We start from the raw sequence: 13,340 nt of genomic DNA, 5'->3' as shown, positions 1-13,340 counted from the left end.
GTCCGCCCCCTTGATCTTTCTTTACGGCGCGTACTTCCAGGCGCCACCGGTGAGGCGAACGACGACGAGGGAGCGCTCGTCGACACCGGTCACAGCGCCCGGCTTGAAGTTGTAGACGGCATGCACGCCCGGAAGCTCCTTGGTGCTGAGGATCGCATCGCGCAGGGCAGCGCGGAATTCGACCGTGCCGGGTTTCGCGGTCTTGAGCGCCCGCTCGGCGGCATTGGCGAAGATCAGCCAGGCGTCGAAGGAATAGGCCGAGAAACCGTCCGTGGTCGGAATGTTGTGGGTCTTCTGGTAGACGCTGCGGAAATCCAGCGCGATCTTCTTGGCGAAATGCTCGTCGGGCAGCTGCTCGGCGACGATCACGGGCCCGGCCGAGACTTGAATTCCGTCCGCGGCCTTGCCGCCTACGTTGACGAAGTCCGGATTGACCAGCGCCACCGTGCCGTAGGTGTTGCCCTTGAAGCCGCGCTCGGCAAGGCTGAGGAGCGGCAGCGCACCTTGCGTGCCAGAGCCTCCAATTAGCACGGCGTCGGGCCGTGCGGCCATCACCTTGAGGATCTGCGCGGTGACCGAAGTGTCGGTGCGGGCATAGCGCTCGTTGGTCTGGATCTTGAGATCGTCAGTCGCCTCGGCTGCCTTGGCGCCGTTGTAGACGAGGTCGCCCCATGCATCCGAGAAGCCGATATAGCCGATATTCTTCTTGCCATCGCGCTTCATGCGATCGGCGATGATCTTGACGAGCAGCGACGCCGGCTGCGGTACCGAGACCACCCACTGCTCCGGCGTGTCGGGCAGCTTGACGATCGGCGAGACCGCGATCATCGGCACTTTCAATTCGCTCGCCACCGCCGCCATCGCGATCGTCGATGGTGCGGTTGCGGTGCCGATCAGCAGGTCCACCCTCTTCTTCCACCAGCTTGCGCGCGTTGCGCGTCGCAGCCGACGGATCGGAGCCGTCGTCGAGCTGGATCAGGCGAATGGTCTCGCCATTGACCGACTTCCTGTATTCGTAGGCGGCGTTGATACCGCGCCCGTAGGGGATCCCGATCGAGGAGCCGTTGCCGCTCAGCGAGGTGACAAAGCCGATGGTGATGTCGGCCTGCGCGGCTGGTGCAGCGACAATTCCAGCCACAAGTGCAAGTAAGCTCACGGTCTTGCGCATTGCCTTCTCCTGCTTCGATAGGGATGTGAGTGACTGGATGCTGCCGGGCCCGAGCCCGAACTTCGAACGAATTGATCGAAAGCGATGCTGCAGCGCCGAATGTCGGCGCGACTGAAAAGACCTTGCCTTGCGGGCGGCGCAATCATGCCCGGGCTTGCCGCTGCAGGTTAGCGCAGCCGCGCTCTGTCGCGCGTCGTTCAGGTTCGAAGACTGTCCACACGATCGAGTCTCTCAAGAACGGTGCCCTGCAACACTATTGTTACGCCGCCCCAGCGCCGGTCGGCGAAGTATTACTTAAAGCCTAAAGTATATTCCGCGGAGGCGTCAACAGCATGGGGCGGCTGTCTTCAAAAAAATGCTGTTGCATACAATTCCGGCACCGGCAGCCAAAACTCGCGCCTCCTGTTCGCCCGAAATGGGCGCGGCGGCGGTGGCACCTCGGACCACAATCTTCGATGCGCCGCACACATTTGACGTGCCAATTAGTTTATGGTTGAAATATTCGCATCGACAGTCCCGCGACCGATCCTCCCATACCCGCTCGAGGAGAAGGACGATGCGCATCTTCTGGCAGAGCTTCGTTGATGCGAGCCTGAACGCGCCGTACATGGCGCTGCTGTCCGAGTATCTCAACAACATCGCTGCGCCAGGCACGACGGTCCATGTCGAGGGCGTTTCGCCGCCGGATCGGGAGTTTGGACGACTTGCCGAACTGCGTTGCGCCGTCCAGGCGATCGACAATGGCATCGCGGCGGAGGAGCAAGGCTTCGATGCATTCGTCATGGGGCACTTCCAGGATCCCGGTCTGTACGAGCTTCGCGCGACGCTCGATATTCCCGTGATCGGGACTGGTGAGGCGACGCTGCTTGCCGCCTCGCAGCTTGGTCGGCGGCTCGGCCTCGTCACGCTCGATACCGTCTTCGAGGTCTGGCACTACGAGCAGGCCGAGCGTTATGGCCTCGGCGATCGCGTCGTTCACGTGACGGGCCTCGACTGCAAGCCCGAGGATTTCGCAGACGCCTTCGCAGGCAATCAGGCCGCGCACGCCCGCATGATCGAGGATTTCGTTGCCTGCGCGCTGCCCCTCGTCGAGCGCGGCGCCGATGTCGTGATTCCCGCCGGCGTGCTGCCGGGCCTGCTGATCGGCCGGGAGCATGGTCTCAAGGTTGGGCACGCCCCGGTGGTCAACTGCGCCGCGGTGGCGCTGAAGAGCGCCGAGATGTGGGTGCAGCTCAGGCGCCTCAATGGTACCGAGCCGAGCCGCGGGCCGAGCTTCAAGCGCGCCAGCGCGCTTGCTCGTGACGATTTCCGCGCGATGCTCGCGCGCAACCGACCTTAGGGCCCGCTGCAGCGTTTGGAGAAGACGACATGATGACGCCTGAGAAGATCCTGTACGAAACCGAAGTCACGGCCACCGGAGGCCGTGACGGTCAGGCAGTGAGCTCCGACGGATTGCTATCGGTGTCGCTGTCATTGCCGAAATCGCTGGGTGGCCCCGGAGGCGAGGGCACGAACCCGGAGCAGCTCTTTGCGGCCGGCTATGCCGCGTGCTTTCTTGGTGCGGTCAAGCTCGTGGCGCGGACCAGGAAGGTCGTGCCGGTCGCGGAGCCTTCGGTGACGGCGCAGGTCGCGATGGGGTCCGTGCCGGTTGGTTATGCGCTCGCCGTCGAGCTGAAGGTCAGGCTGCCCGGTGTCGAGACGTCAGTGGCGGAAGCCATTGTTGCGGGCGCGCACGAACGCTGTCCCTATTCGAACGCGACGCGCGGCAATATCGATGTGAAGCTGACGGTGGTCTGAGGCGGATGGACAGGACAGGCGCCCGGTGACGAATTCGCTGCGTATACCCTATGACGGCATCGTGATGGCAGCTCCCGTCACGATACCCTATGTGCGCTACTCCATCGAAAGCGCGCAGTGGTGGATCGGTCGCGCTTTGCGCTCGCTCGTCACCGAGTCCGGCATCAAGGTCTCCGATATCGATGGTCTGTGCGTCTCCAGTTTCACCATGGGCACGGACAGCGGCATCGGCCTGACGCAGCATTTCGGACTCTGCGTGCGATGGCTTGATACGATTCCGCTCGGTGGCGCCAGCGCCATCGCGGCGCTGCGAAAGGCGGCGCGCGCGGTTCAAGCGCGCGATGCCGATATCGTGGCATGCATCGCCGGCGACACCAACCACGTCGATTCCTTTCGCCTGACGCTTGAGAATTTCTCCCGCTTCAATCAGGACGCTGTCTATCCTTACGGTGCGGGCGGCGCGAATTCGAGCTTCGCTCTCATCGCACGCAACTACATGCGGAGTTTCGGAGTCACGCGTGAGGACGTCGGCAGGATCGCGGTCGCCCAACGCGCCAACGCCTTGCGCAATCCGCACGCGCTGATGAAGACGCCATTGTCGATCGAGCAATATTTGGCGGCGCGCCCCATCTCCGATCCCATTCATCTGTTCGACTGCGTGATGCCTTGCGCCGGCGCCGAGGCCTTCCTCGTGATGCGGGAGGATACAGCCGCCTCGCTGCGGCTGCCGGCGGCAAGGCTGCTGTCGACGATCGAGCGGCACAATGCCTTTGCCGATGATCCGATGCAGGTTCGTGGCGGTTGGGCGAGGGATGTCGATGAGCTCTATGCAATGGCCGGCGTCAAGCCCGACGATCTGGACATTGTCCAGACCTACGACGATTATCCCGTCATCTCGATGATGCAGTTCGAGGATCTCGGCTTCTGCGGGAAGGGCGAGGGGGCCGAGTTCGTGCGTCAGCACGATCTCACCATCGACGGGGACCTTCCGCACAACACATCTGGCGGACAACTCTCGGTCGGGCAGGCCGGGGCTGCCGGCGCCTATCTCGGTCTCGTCGAAGGGCTGCGGCAGGTCCTGGGAGTTGCGGGCCCGACACAGGTCAGGGATGCAAGCCTCGGCCTGGCCTCGGGCTTCGGTATGATCAACTATGATCGCGGACTTGCCTCCGGCGCCGCGATCTTTGCCGGGCCTTCGCGATGATCGATCCGATTGAACCGCCACGACGCAAGAATCCGCTGCTGCGGACACGCCTGCCGACTGCGCCGTCGCGCGCGCGCAGCAGGACGTCGCACGGCTTCACGCGCGCCGCCGCGGAAGGTCGCTTCATGCTGCAGCGCTGCGAGGGCTGCGGCACCTTCACCTATCCGGCGCGAGAGGCGTGTCCCTCATGCCTGTCGGCCACGCTCGCTTTCGTCGATGCGCCGGCTCGCGGCTTGCTGCTTGCCGAGACCACGGCGCGCGTGCCGAGTGACGTCTATTTCCGCGAGCGGGCGCCCTGGCGCGTCGGGCTCGTCAAGATGGATTGCGGGCCGACCATCGTGGCGCATCTCCATGCCGACTGTATCGAAGGCGCCCCCGTCCGCATGTCGTTCCAGCTCGACAAGAGCGGTCAGGCGGTGGCCTTTGCCCGACCCGAAGGGGAGACCCCTGACATGGCTGACGACCGGCAGTGGCGTGAAATGACCGCCGATCCCAAGTTTCGACGCGTGCTCGTGACCAACGGCCGCAGCGCTATCGGTCGGGAAGCTGCCTTGGCGTTGAAGGCCGCGGGGACCAAGACGGTGTTCGTCGGCATCGCGGAGCGGTGGCGGCCGTTTGCCGGCGAAGAGCTGTTGCGAGGGCAGGACGGCATCGAACTCGTGCCCCTCGACGCCGCCGATGAAAAGTCAGTTGGCGATCTCGCCGCCGACGTCGGCGGCAAGGTCGACATCCTCGTGAATACGACGGAGTATGTGAGGCCCGGTGGCCTATTGGACCGCAAGGGCACCAGCATTGCACGCGACGAGATCGACCAGGCCTATCTCGGCTTCATCAATCTCGCGCAGGCCTTCGGGCCCATCATGCGGATGCGGGGCGCGGACGGCATCAATAACAGCGTCGCCTGGGTCAACATCCTCTCCGTCCATGCGTTGGCGAACTGGCCCGCCTTCGGCGCTTACTCGGCCTCGCAGGCCGCGTGCCTGTCGCTCTCGCATTGTCTTCGCGCCGAACTCCGGCCCGGCGGCATCAAGTTGATGAACGTCTTCACGGGGCCAGTCGACACCGAGTGGTTTCAGACCGTGCCTCCGCCGAAGGTGGCGCCGCGCGCCGTCGCGCAGGCGGTCGTCGCCGGGCTCAGGGACGGACTTGAAGAGATGTATGTCGGAGACGTCGCCGAGGAGATCCGGCAGCGCCTTGCGGCCAATCCAAAAGCACTCGAGCGCGAGCTCGACCGCTGAGCAGCAAATTCGATCAAGCTGGAGGACGCGACGATGCAAGGCAGGGCTCTTCTGGAACTGGCGGATGCGATCGCTTCGGACGCGGTGCGTGTCATTGATCTGAGCTTCACGCTCAGCCCCGACTTTCCGGTGATCGTGTTGCCGCCCGAATTCGGCCAGGCGGCGCCGGTGCGCATCCAGGAGATTTCACGTTATGACGCGCGTGGTCCGGCCTGGTACTGGAACAATGTGACCTTCGGCGAGCATACCGGCACGCATTTCGACGCACCGATTCACTGGTTCACCGGCAAGGATCTCGCCAACAATGCGGTTGATACCATGCCGGCCAAGGACATGATCGCGCCCGCCTGCGTCATCGACTGCTCCGCGCAGGCGGCGCAGGATTCGGACTTCGTGCTCACGGTGCCGATCGTCGAGGCCTGGGAGGCCCGGCACGGACGGATTCCTTCCCGGCACTGGGTGCTGCTGCGGACCGACTGGTCGAAGAAGGGGTGGCGCGACTATTCCAACCTCCGGGATGACGGCGCTCACACGCCGGGCCCGAATCCGGCGGTGATGAAATGGCTGGTAGAGGAGCGCGGCATCATCGGATTCGGCACCGAGACGATCGGCACCGATGCAGGGCAGGCTGGGCATTTCGAGCCGCCTTATCCCGCGCATCACTTCCTCCATGGCGCGGGCCGCTATGGCTTGCAGTGCCTGTGCAACCTGGATCAGCTCCCCGCCACTGGGGCGATCATCGTGGCCTCTCCGCTGAAGATCAAGAACGGTTCGGGCAGTCCGCTACGCGTGATCGCGCTGGTCTCCTCGACGTGAAACGCGCGCATGGCGCTTGCCCGACATTGATAGACACGAAACGAAAGACAGGTGCCATGATCTCGATGAAATCACTGCTCGGCTCCGCGCTGCTGCTTCTGGCCGTTCCTCAGGGAGCGCGAGCCGACATCCTTGTCGGCTTCGTCACCGGTCTCAGCGGGCCGGTATCCTCGATCGGCATTCCGAACGCGAAGGGGATTGCCGCGGGAGAGACGTATGTCGGCGAGATCGGCGGCGAGAAGGTGCGCCTCATCCAGCTCGACGACGCCTCCGATGCCACCGCCTCGGCGCGCAACGCGCGCAAGCTCGTCGAGCAGGAGAAGGTCGACATCCTGATGGGGACGTCGGGGGCGCCGCAGACGCTGGCGATGGCCACCGCCGCGATCGAGATGAAAGTGCCGATGATCGCTGTCTCTCCGATCGCAGCGGTTCCGGCCGGCGAGGGCGGCCCCTGGGTCGTGCAGACCCCGCAGCCGATGCCGCTCCTGGTCCAGGGCGTCGTTGATCACATGAAGGCGCGCGGCTTGAAGACAGTCGCGTTCATCGGGTTTTCGGATGCGCTCGGCGATCTCCTGTATGACTCGTTATCGCAGAGCGCCAAGGCGGCCGATATCAAGGTCATTGCCAACGAACGCTACGCCAGATCCGACTCGTCGGTGACCGCGCAGGTGCTGCGCGCGCTTGCGGCCCGCCCCGACGCCATCATGCTCGGCGGCACCGGAACGCCGGGTGCGCTGCCCGCCATCGCCTTGTCCGAGCGCGGATACAAGGGGCCGCTCTACGGCAACAACGGGATGATTAGCGCCGATTTCCTTCGCCTCGCCGGCAAGACCGCCAATGGCATCATCTGCCCCACGGGGCCGGTGATCGCGGCCGAACAGCTTCCGTCGAGCAATCCTATTCAGAAGGTCGCCTTGGCCTACCGGACGGCTTACGAAAAGGCGAACGGCGAGCAGCCGACGGACGGGTTCTCCTCCTACTCGTTCGATGGCTGGGTGGTCTTCGTCGACGCAGCCACGCGCGCGTTGGCGACAGGGGCCAAGCCGGGCTCGCCGGAATTCCGCAACGCGCTGCGCCAAGCCTTGTTCACCACCAAGGAGGTCGTCGGCACGCAGGCAATCTACAATTTCACGCCGGCGGATCGGCACGGCGTCGATGCACGTTCGCGCGTCCTCGTTCAGATCGAGGACGGGAAGTACAAGCTCCTGCCTTGACGTCGGGCGGGCCTGGTCGAGCCGGATTTGACGGAGCATTGCATGCGGGATGACGCCGGGCGGCAGCAGGAAGCGCCGGCCTGGGCGCGTGCGGTCGAGCTGTTTCCACCTTGCGACCGCGTGCTCTCGACCATCCTCGCCCGGCAGGCGGAGCGCTATGGCGATCGCGTTCTGCTGGTTGCTGGGCAGACGCGCTGGACCTATGCGCAGACTGCGGCGATAGCGGCTGCATCGGCGCAGACGTTGATCGAGGCCGGCATCAAACCGGGAGACCGGGTCGCGTTGATGTGCTCGAACCGGCCGGAGTTTCTTCAAGTCTATCTCGGCTGCGCCTGGCTCGGGGCCATCACGGTGCCAATCAACACGGCGCTGCGGGGGCTGCAGCTCGCGCATATCTTCCGCAACTCGCGTCCTGCGCTCCTCGTCGCCGAAGCCGGGTTTCTCGCCGCACTCGAGACCGTTGGCACCGAGGCCGCTCTGCCGCCGCTCGTATGGACGATCGATCAGGTCGTGGAGGCGCCACGGATCGCAGCGGTGCCGTTGCCCGCGCTCGCATCCATGGCGCTGGCTGTTGCCGTGCGGCCGGGGGATACCGTTGCCGTCCTCTACACCTCCGGCACCACGGGGCCCGCCAAGGGCGTGTGCTGTCCGCAAGCGCAGCTGTTCTGGTGGGGCATCTGCTCGGCGCGGGCACTCGGCATTCGCGAGGGCGACGTGCTGTTCACGACCTTGCCGTTGTTCCACACCAACGCGCTCAATGCATTCTATCAGGCCGTGCTGAACGGATGCACTTATGTGCTCGAGCAAAAATTCTCCGCTTCAGGCTTCTGGGCGGCCGCGCGAGCCCACAATGCGAGCGTGGGTTACCTGCTCGGTGCCATGGCATCCATGCTACTGGCCCAGCCTCGGAAAGAGGATGACACCGCTCATCGCGTTCGCGTCGCTTTGGGTGGGGGCGTACCGCCGCAGAATCATCGGCCGTTTCTCGAGCGGTTCGGCGTGCCGCTGGTTGACGGCTATGGGTCGACGGAGACGAATTTCGTGTTCGCAGGCGCCATTCCCTCCGACCGTCCGGGAACCATGGGATATCCGGCCGGAGGCTTCGAGGCCCGGATCGTCGACGAAGATGATTCAGAGCTGCCTGACGGACAGGCTGGCGAACTCGTCCTGCGCGCCAAGGAGCCGTTTGCGTTCGCCACCGGATATTTCGGCATGCCGGAGAAGACGGTCGAAGCGTGGCGAAATCTCGGGTTTCATTCCGGCGATCGCGTCGTCCGAGACGCGGATGGACATTATCGCTTCGTTGATCGCATGAAGGATTCGATCCGCCGGCGCGGCGAGAACGTGTCCTCCTGGGAGGTCGAGCAGATCATCCTTGCCCATCCGGCGGTCGCCGCGTGCGCGATCTACCCGCTGCCGTCCGAACTGGGCGAGGATGAGGTTGCGGCGGCGATCTTGCTGGAGCAGGGGCAGTCGCTGGAGCCCGCCGACATCGTCAGGCATTGCGAGGGGCAGATCGCCTATTTCGCAATTCCGCGTTATGTCCGCATCGTGAGCGAGATGCCGCTAACGGAGAACGGCAAGATCAAGAAGGGCGCGCTGCAGCAGGCCGGTGTGACGACGGATACCTGGGACCGCGAAGCCGCCGGCATTCGAGTCCGGCGCTGAGCCTCACGTCCGCTCGCGATGCTGCAGAGCGTCCCTCACGGCGCTCTTCACATCGTCGAGCGCGCCGACGAGGCCGTCGAGACGGTCCATCGGGAATTCGGCCAGCAATTCGGCGAGCCAGGCGCCGTGACTCTTCGCCATCCGCCTGAAGGTCTTTCGGCCCTCGACCGTCATGCAGACGATCTGCACGCGCCGGTCCAGATTTGACGGCGTCCGGGTGATATATCCATCTTCGACCAGGCGATCGACGATCGGCGTCAGGTTGCCGGCCGAAACCATCAGGCGCTTGGGCAGTTCTCCCAGTACCAATCCGCTCGGCTCCCGATCGAGTTGAGCGAGAACATCGAAGCGCGGCATCGTAAAATCGTATTCCTCGCGAAATCGGCGCCGCAACTCACCCTCGATCAGGGTCGTGCAGGCCAGCAGCCGGAGCCAGAGCCGCGTCTGAGCCCTGTACTCGGTCTCCGCATCGGCCGCGTTCCTGGTGGACGCCGGCGAGGACTCCTTTGCGAGTGCCAAATCGATCTCCTGAGCCTCGTGGCGCATTTGAAGGCGAATGCAATTCCATTCGATGCGCAACAGAATAGTTCGTGCCAAAACTAAATTCAAGGCGGGGACCGGAAGAGCAGGGCGTCCCCTGATCCGGGGCGGATTTGGTCCGTGTTTTCTGTCAGCGCCGCCAGGCAAGCACCGGAAATCGTCTGTGCGCCGGCGCCTTGACAAGGTCTTCAGGGAGGGAAATAGTTTATGCTTAAAGCAATTCGAGGGCCGGCTGCATTGGCGGATTTGATCGCAGGCACGCCACAGAACATGCCGGCCGCCGGCAGACAACCGACCTTGTGGAGCGACAGATGAGCTCACTGGCAAAGACAATCTCCCGCGACTGGCTGGATTGGCCGTTCTTCGAGCCGCGTCATCGCGCAATTTGCGAGGCGCTCGACCGCTTCGTCACGCAGGGTGGTCTTCAGGCGGCCGACCACAGCGACGTCGATGGCACCTGCCGCAAGCTCGTTCGCGCGCTTGGCTCGGCGGGACTGCTCGACTGCGCCGTTGCGGCGCCGGACGGTGACGTGGCGAGCATCGATTCCCGCTCGATCTGCCTGTCGCGCGAGACGCTGGCCTATGCCGATGGTCTTGCCGATTTCGCCTTTGCAATGCAGGGCCTCGGATCCGGCGCCATCGCGCTTGCCGGCTCGGCGGAGCTGCGAAACGCCGTGCTGCCGAAAGTCCGTTCGGGCGAATGGCTGGCTGCCTTTGCGCTTTCGGAGCAGGCGGCGGGCTCGGATGTGGCGGCCATGACGTGCACGGCGCGCGAGGACGGCGACAGCTACGTTCTGGAAGGCGAGAAGACCTGGATCTCGAATGGCGGGATCGCCGACGTCTACACGCTGTTCGCGCGAACCGGAGAGGCGCCTGGCGCGCGCGGCATCTCCGCCTTCGTGGTGTTTCCCGATGATCCCGGCTTCAGCGTGGCCGAGCGCATCGACATCATCGCGCCGCACCCGCTTGCGACGCTGCGTCTGGTCAACTGCCGCATCCCGATCAGCCGCCGCATCGGTCCGTCCGGCGGCGGATTCAAGATTGCGATGCAGACCCTCGACATCTTCCGGTCCTCGGTTGCCGCAGCCGCGCTGGGTTTTGCCAGACGCGCGCTGGAGGAGGCACGGCTGCACGCGCAGACACGGCGCATGTTCGGAACGACGCTGTCGGACCTGCAGCTGACCCAGGCCGCACTCGGCGACATGGCGACTGAAACGGATGCCGCGGCGCTGCTGACCTATCGCGCCGCGTGGCGCCGCGACGTTCAGAAGCTTCCCACCACGCGTGAAGCGGCAATGGCAAAACTGGCCGCCACCGAAACCGCCCAACGGGTCGTCGACCGCGCGGTGCAGATGTTCGGCGGTCGCGGCGTGCGCAAGGGCGAGATCGTCGAGAGCCTGTATCGCGAAGTCCGCGCGCTTCGCATCTACGAAGGGGCGACCGAGGTTCAGAAGCTGATCGTCGCGCGCGAACTCCTCAAGCCGCGCTGACGGGGGCTCTCAGCGCAGAGCGTGACGGCAGCGGTCACTACGACACATCCAGCGCTCGCTTGCGTTTGGGCGCCGCCGGTCGGTCAGGTCGTCGGGCTCCACGCGTCCTGGAGGGCGCAGCGCCATTGTCCCGCTTGCGCGCGGCACGCGAGGCCCGCGCGCCGGGTGTCTTCTCCCGATGCAAGAGCTTGCGAAGCGTAGACGGGTCGGCATACTCAACCTTCTCGGCGATGTCATCGAGGCTGAGCCGAGTGGTTTCCAGAAGCTCCATTGCCTTATCGACGCGCAACCTCTGGACAAATCTCACCGGCGAAAGCCCGGCGGCGCGCTCGCATCGGCGCGCAAAGGTGCGCGCACCCAGGGACCCGCTGTCATCGTCATGACCGAGATGCCAGGCATTAGCCCGCACGTCGCGCGTTTCGCTCGCTGGGTGCGCGACGCAGGCTTCCGCGTCTACATGCCGTCGCTTTTCGGAACGGATGGCGATGTTCCCGACGCCGAAACTGCGTCCGGCGTTTTTCGGCGCGCGTGCGTCAGCGCTGAATTTCGAGCGCTCGGGGGCGGATCATCGAGCCCTGTATCCAACTGGTTGCGGGCGCTCGCGAGGCTGGCCCATGGCGAGAGTGGCGGGCCGGGCGTGGCAACTTCGCGCTGAACATGATGCTGGAGCCGGCACTGCTGGCTCCTGTCTTGTCCCAGCCGTCGCTCCCGTTGGACAATCCCGCAGGCATCGAGAGCTCTGCTGACGAACTGGCGCAAGTCCGTTCAAGGCTGGAACACGAAGATCTGACCGTCCTTGCCTACCGGTTTGCGGGCGATTCATTCTGCCGTGCCGAACGGTTTGCTGCCTACCAGTCCGCGCTCGGCGATCGCTTCATTGGTCGTGTTTTGCCTGACACGGCCGCGAATACCGGGCCCAAGCCACCGTTCTTCGAGCAGTTCGTCAAGACACCCCATAGCGTCGTCACAGTTCATCTTGTCGATGAGGCGGGTCAGCTCACTCTCGCAGCCCGGGACGAGATTCTCGCATTCTTTCAGAAGCGCCTGAAATCGGTACTCCCCACCATTGGGCATCGATGAACTTGTCCAATGAGAGCGTAGGAATTCAGTCAGCAGGTTGCATGAATCTGCGATCACTGATCACGCTTGGGGACCCATTCTTCCGCGATTGAGTCCCAACGGTGGCTGTCGTCGAATTCTTTCCAGAGTGGCTGCCTTGGCTTGGTTTCAGCCTTCCGTCGTGTCGCGTTGCGGGCGCTGAGTTGGACGACAAGCGTGCCAGCCATCATCACCCATTCGCGAGCCTTATTTCGGGAGTTCCATTTGATTGTCGCGAACATCGACTGCCTCCTTCAAAGTGAGAAGCCTTCGCCATTCTAGACTCGACCACGGACAAAGGGATGTAAAATACTTCACAGCCGCCAAGATCTTTGACACGAACCTGCGGCCCATAGAGGCGCCGCGAGGTCGGAGTTTCGATGCTCGGGCCGAGATCATCCAAACCGCCGAACTGAGGCGCCGGGATTGGCAGGCGGGGCGGAAGAAGGTCGCGTCGCCCTTGCGTCAGAGCGCATCGGAGCCGCTCGCGATCCAGGACCTATTCGCGCCCTGAGATTTGGTGGTCTCAGAGGCGTACCCCGGTCGTAGCAAACGCTTGCGCGACGGGCTCCTGAACTTGATTCAAGATCTCCATCCCCGCAATCGCGATCACCACGGCCGCGACGCAGCCAAGAAGAAAAGCCTTCATCCGCAGCCTCCCTCGATCGAACCGTCAAGCCAATTATACGACACGGCTTGCCGCGAGCAAACTCGTTGATCGCATCAAGGCACAGGCGGCCTACGGGCTCTTGAACATGGGATCGACGGAAAACGCATCACCCATCAAGCCGAGAGACTGAAGTGCGGCGCGATTCAGGTCGATTTCCAATATTGCAAGAAGAAGCGCAAGTACGACGGCAACGAGGATCAGGAACGGCGAGGCGTCTCGGGAATCGGGATCTTGCGATCCACCAAGCGCGCGCAAAGCGCTCAGTCGCGCCAGCATCTGCAGAAATGGCCGCGGTCGCCCCTGCATGCCGTCATCCTTGACGTGACCAAACAAAGACTAGTGTCCGGACCACCGGCATTCAAGCAGGATGCGCAAGGTTAGCCTGTTGCGACGCACACTCCGGAACGGAATGCAGCGTCACCCCGTTTAGTACGCGC

At 64.0% G+C, this 13,340-nt stretch carries 15 protein-coding genes and 1 pseudogene; 10 read left to right on the top strand and 6 right to left on the bottom strand.

What is annotated here, in order from left to right; translation table 11 throughout:
• Positions 1-21: 21 nt before the first annotated feature.
• A pseudogene (locus XH85_RS30005) lies at positions 22-1,168 on the bottom strand (ABC transporter substrate-binding protein).
• 556 nt (positions 1,169-1,724) lie between these two features.
• Between XH85_RS30005 and XH85_RS30000 the strand changes: the two are divergent.
• Genes XH85_RS30000 through XH85_RS29970 form a run of 7 tightly spaced genes read left to right on the top strand, consistent with a single transcriptional unit; the run spans position 1,725 to position 9,105 of the window.
• On the top strand, positions 1,725-2,507 hold the full coding sequence (locus XH85_RS30000; RefSeq protein WP_164940857.1) for an aspartate/glutamate racemase family protein: 783 nt from the start codon (positions 1,725-1,727) through the stop codon (positions 2,505-2,507).
• A 29-nt stretch (positions 2,508-2,536) separates the two neighbouring features.
• A complete protein-coding gene (locus tag XH85_RS29995) occupies positions 2,537-2,965 on the top strand; it encodes an organic hydroperoxide resistance protein (protein WP_128934705.1) in 429 nt (142 codons plus the stop codon).
• Positions 2,966-2,990: 25 nt separating this feature from the next.
• Positions 2,991-4,169, top strand: a complete 1,179-nt coding sequence (locus tag XH85_RS29990) for a thiolase family protein (RefSeq protein ID WP_128934704.1) — start codon at positions 2,991-2,993, stop codon at positions 4,167-4,169.
• Positions 4,166-5,407 carry an SDR family NAD(P)-dependent oxidoreductase gene (locus XH85_RS29985; protein WP_128934703.1) on the top strand — a complete coding sequence of 414 codons (1,242 nt, stop codon included), beginning with the start codon at positions 4,166-4,168 and terminating at the stop codon, positions 5,405-5,407. The genes XH85_RS29990 and XH85_RS29985 overlap by 4 nt, the downstream gene beginning before the upstream one ends.
• A gap of 33 nt (positions 5,408-5,440) precedes the next feature.
• The gene (locus XH85_RS29980) at positions 5,441-6,223 is read left to right on the top strand and encodes a cyclase family protein (RefSeq protein WP_128934702.1); all 783 of its coding nucleotides are present in this window, start codon (positions 5,441-5,443) and stop codon (positions 6,221-6,223) included.
• A gap of 56 nt (positions 6,224-6,279) precedes the next feature.
• Positions 6,280-7,437 carry an ABC transporter substrate-binding protein gene (locus tag XH85_RS29975; RefSeq protein WP_128934701.1) on the top strand — a complete coding sequence of 386 codons (1,158 nt, stop codon included), beginning with the start codon at positions 6,280-6,282 and terminating at the stop codon, positions 7,435-7,437.
• Positions 7,438-7,479: 42 nt separating this feature from the next.
• The gene (locus XH85_RS29970; RefSeq protein ID WP_128934700.1) at positions 7,480-9,105 is read left to right on the top strand and encodes an ATP-dependent acyl-CoA ligase; all 1,626 of its coding nucleotides are present in this window, start codon (positions 7,480-7,482) and stop codon (positions 9,103-9,105) included.
• A gap of 3 nt (positions 9,106-9,108) precedes the next feature.
• On the opposite strand, the gene XH85_RS29965 is transcribed toward XH85_RS29970, so the two are convergent.
• Positions 9,109-9,624: a MarR family winged helix-turn-helix transcriptional regulator gene (locus XH85_RS29965; RefSeq protein ID WP_128934699.1), complete on the bottom strand. Its 516-nt coding sequence runs from the start codon at positions 9,622-9,624 to the stop codon at positions 9,109-9,111.
• Between the two features lie 332 nt (positions 9,625-9,956).
• Between XH85_RS29965 and XH85_RS29960 the strand changes: the two genes are divergently transcribed.
• Positions 9,957-11,135 carry an acyl-CoA dehydrogenase family protein gene (locus XH85_RS29960; RefSeq protein ID WP_128934698.1) on the top strand — a complete coding sequence of 393 codons (1,179 nt, stop codon included), beginning with the start codon at positions 9,957-9,959 and terminating at the stop codon, positions 11,133-11,135.
• Between the two features lie 37 nt (positions 11,136-11,172).
• Here the strand turns inward: XH85_RS29960 and XH85_RS46920 are convergent, their stop codons facing one another.
• Positions 11,173-11,442, bottom strand: coding sequence for a hypothetical protein (locus XH85_RS46920; RefSeq protein ID WP_245473809.1), 270 nt, complete (start codon positions 11,440-11,442; stop codon positions 11,173-11,175).
• Positions 11,443-11,514: 72 nt separating this feature from the next.
• Here XH85_RS46920 and XH85_RS46915 point away from each other — a divergent pair, with 72 nt between their 5' ends.
• Positions 11,515-11,790, top strand: coding sequence for a hypothetical protein (locus XH85_RS46915; protein WP_338025566.1), 276 nt, complete (start codon positions 11,515-11,517; stop codon positions 11,788-11,790).
• A 2-nt stretch (positions 11,791-11,792) separates the two neighbouring features.
• Complete coding sequence (locus XH85_RS46910; RefSeq protein ID WP_245473168.1) at positions 11,793-12,215, top strand: hypothetical protein; 423 nt, start codon at positions 11,793-11,795, stop codon at positions 12,213-12,215.
• Between the two features lie 53 nt (positions 12,216-12,268).
• Here XH85_RS46910 and XH85_RS29950 read toward each other — a convergent pair whose 3' ends face one another.
• The 3 genes from XH85_RS29950 to XH85_RS29945 all read right to left on the bottom strand — a co-directional run bounded on the left by XH85_RS29950 (position 12,269) and on the right by XH85_RS29945 (position 13,209).
• The gene (locus XH85_RS29950) at positions 12,269-12,475 is read right to left on the bottom strand and encodes a hypothetical protein (protein WP_128934697.1); all 207 of its coding nucleotides are present in this window, start codon (positions 12,473-12,475) and stop codon (positions 12,269-12,271) included.
• A gap of 284 nt (positions 12,476-12,759) precedes the next feature.
• The gene (locus tag XH85_RS47455) at positions 12,760-12,882 is read right to left on the bottom strand and encodes a hypothetical protein (RefSeq protein WP_256477661.1); all 123 of its coding nucleotides are present in this window, start codon (positions 12,880-12,882) and stop codon (positions 12,760-12,762) included.
• 90 nt (positions 12,883-12,972) lie between these two features.
• Positions 12,973-13,209: a hypothetical protein gene (locus XH85_RS29945; protein WP_245473173.1), complete on the bottom strand. Its 237-nt coding sequence runs from the start codon at positions 13,207-13,209 to the stop codon at positions 12,973-12,975.
• Positions 13,210-13,340: the final 131 nt, after the last annotated feature.

The sequence above is a fragment of the Bradyrhizobium zhanjiangense genome (assembly GCF_004114935.1).
In the GTDB taxonomy this organism is placed as follows: Bacteria; Pseudomonadota; Alphaproteobacteria; order Rhizobiales; family Xanthobacteraceae; genus Bradyrhizobium; species Bradyrhizobium zhanjiangense.
This window is presented reverse-complemented; position numbering and strand designations above follow the sequence as displayed.

Coding starts and splice junctions, on each gene's coding strand:
- XH85_RS29995 (WP_128934705.1), top strand. CDS start 2,537: ATGATGACGCCTGAGAAGATCCTGTACGAAACCGAAGTCACGGCCACC.
- XH85_RS46910 (WP_245473168.1), top strand. CDS start 11,793: ATGATGCTGGAGCCGGCACTGCTGGCTCCTGTCTTGTCCCAGCCGTCG.
- XH85_RS29985 (WP_128934703.1), top strand. CDS start 4,166: ATGATCGATCCGATTGAACCGCCACGACGCAAGAATCCGCTGCTGCGG.
- XH85_RS29980 (WP_128934702.1), top strand. CDS start 5,441: ATGCAAGGCAGGGCTCTTCTGGAACTGGCGGATGCGATCGCTTCGGAC.
- XH85_RS29945 (WP_245473173.1), bottom strand. CDS start 13,209: ATGCAGGGGCGACCGCGGCCATTTCTGCAGATGCTGGCGCGACTGAGC.
- XH85_RS29950 (WP_128934697.1), bottom strand. CDS start 12,475: ATGTTCGCGACAATCAAATGGAACTCCCGAAATAAGGCTCGCGAATGG.
- XH85_RS29960 (WP_128934698.1), top strand. CDS start 9,957: ATGAGCTCACTGGCAAAGACAATCTCCCGCGACTGGCTGGATTGGCCG.
- XH85_RS30000 (WP_164940857.1), top strand. CDS start 1,725: ATGCGCATCTTCTGGCAGAGCTTCGTTGATGCGAGCCTGAACGCGCCG.
- XH85_RS29975 (WP_128934701.1), top strand. CDS start 6,280: ATGATCTCGATGAAATCACTGCTCGGCTCCGCGCTGCTGCTTCTGGCC.
- XH85_RS47455 (WP_256477661.1), bottom strand. CDS start 12,882: ATGAAGGCTTTTCTTCTTGGCTGCGTCGCGGCCGTGGTGATCGCGATT.
- XH85_RS29970 (WP_128934700.1), top strand. CDS start 7,480: ATGCGGGATGACGCCGGGCGGCAGCAGGAAGCGCCGGCCTGGGCGCGT.
- XH85_RS46915 (WP_338025566.1), top strand. CDS start 11,515: ATGACCGAGATGCCAGGCATTAGCCCGCACGTCGCGCGTTTCGCTCGC.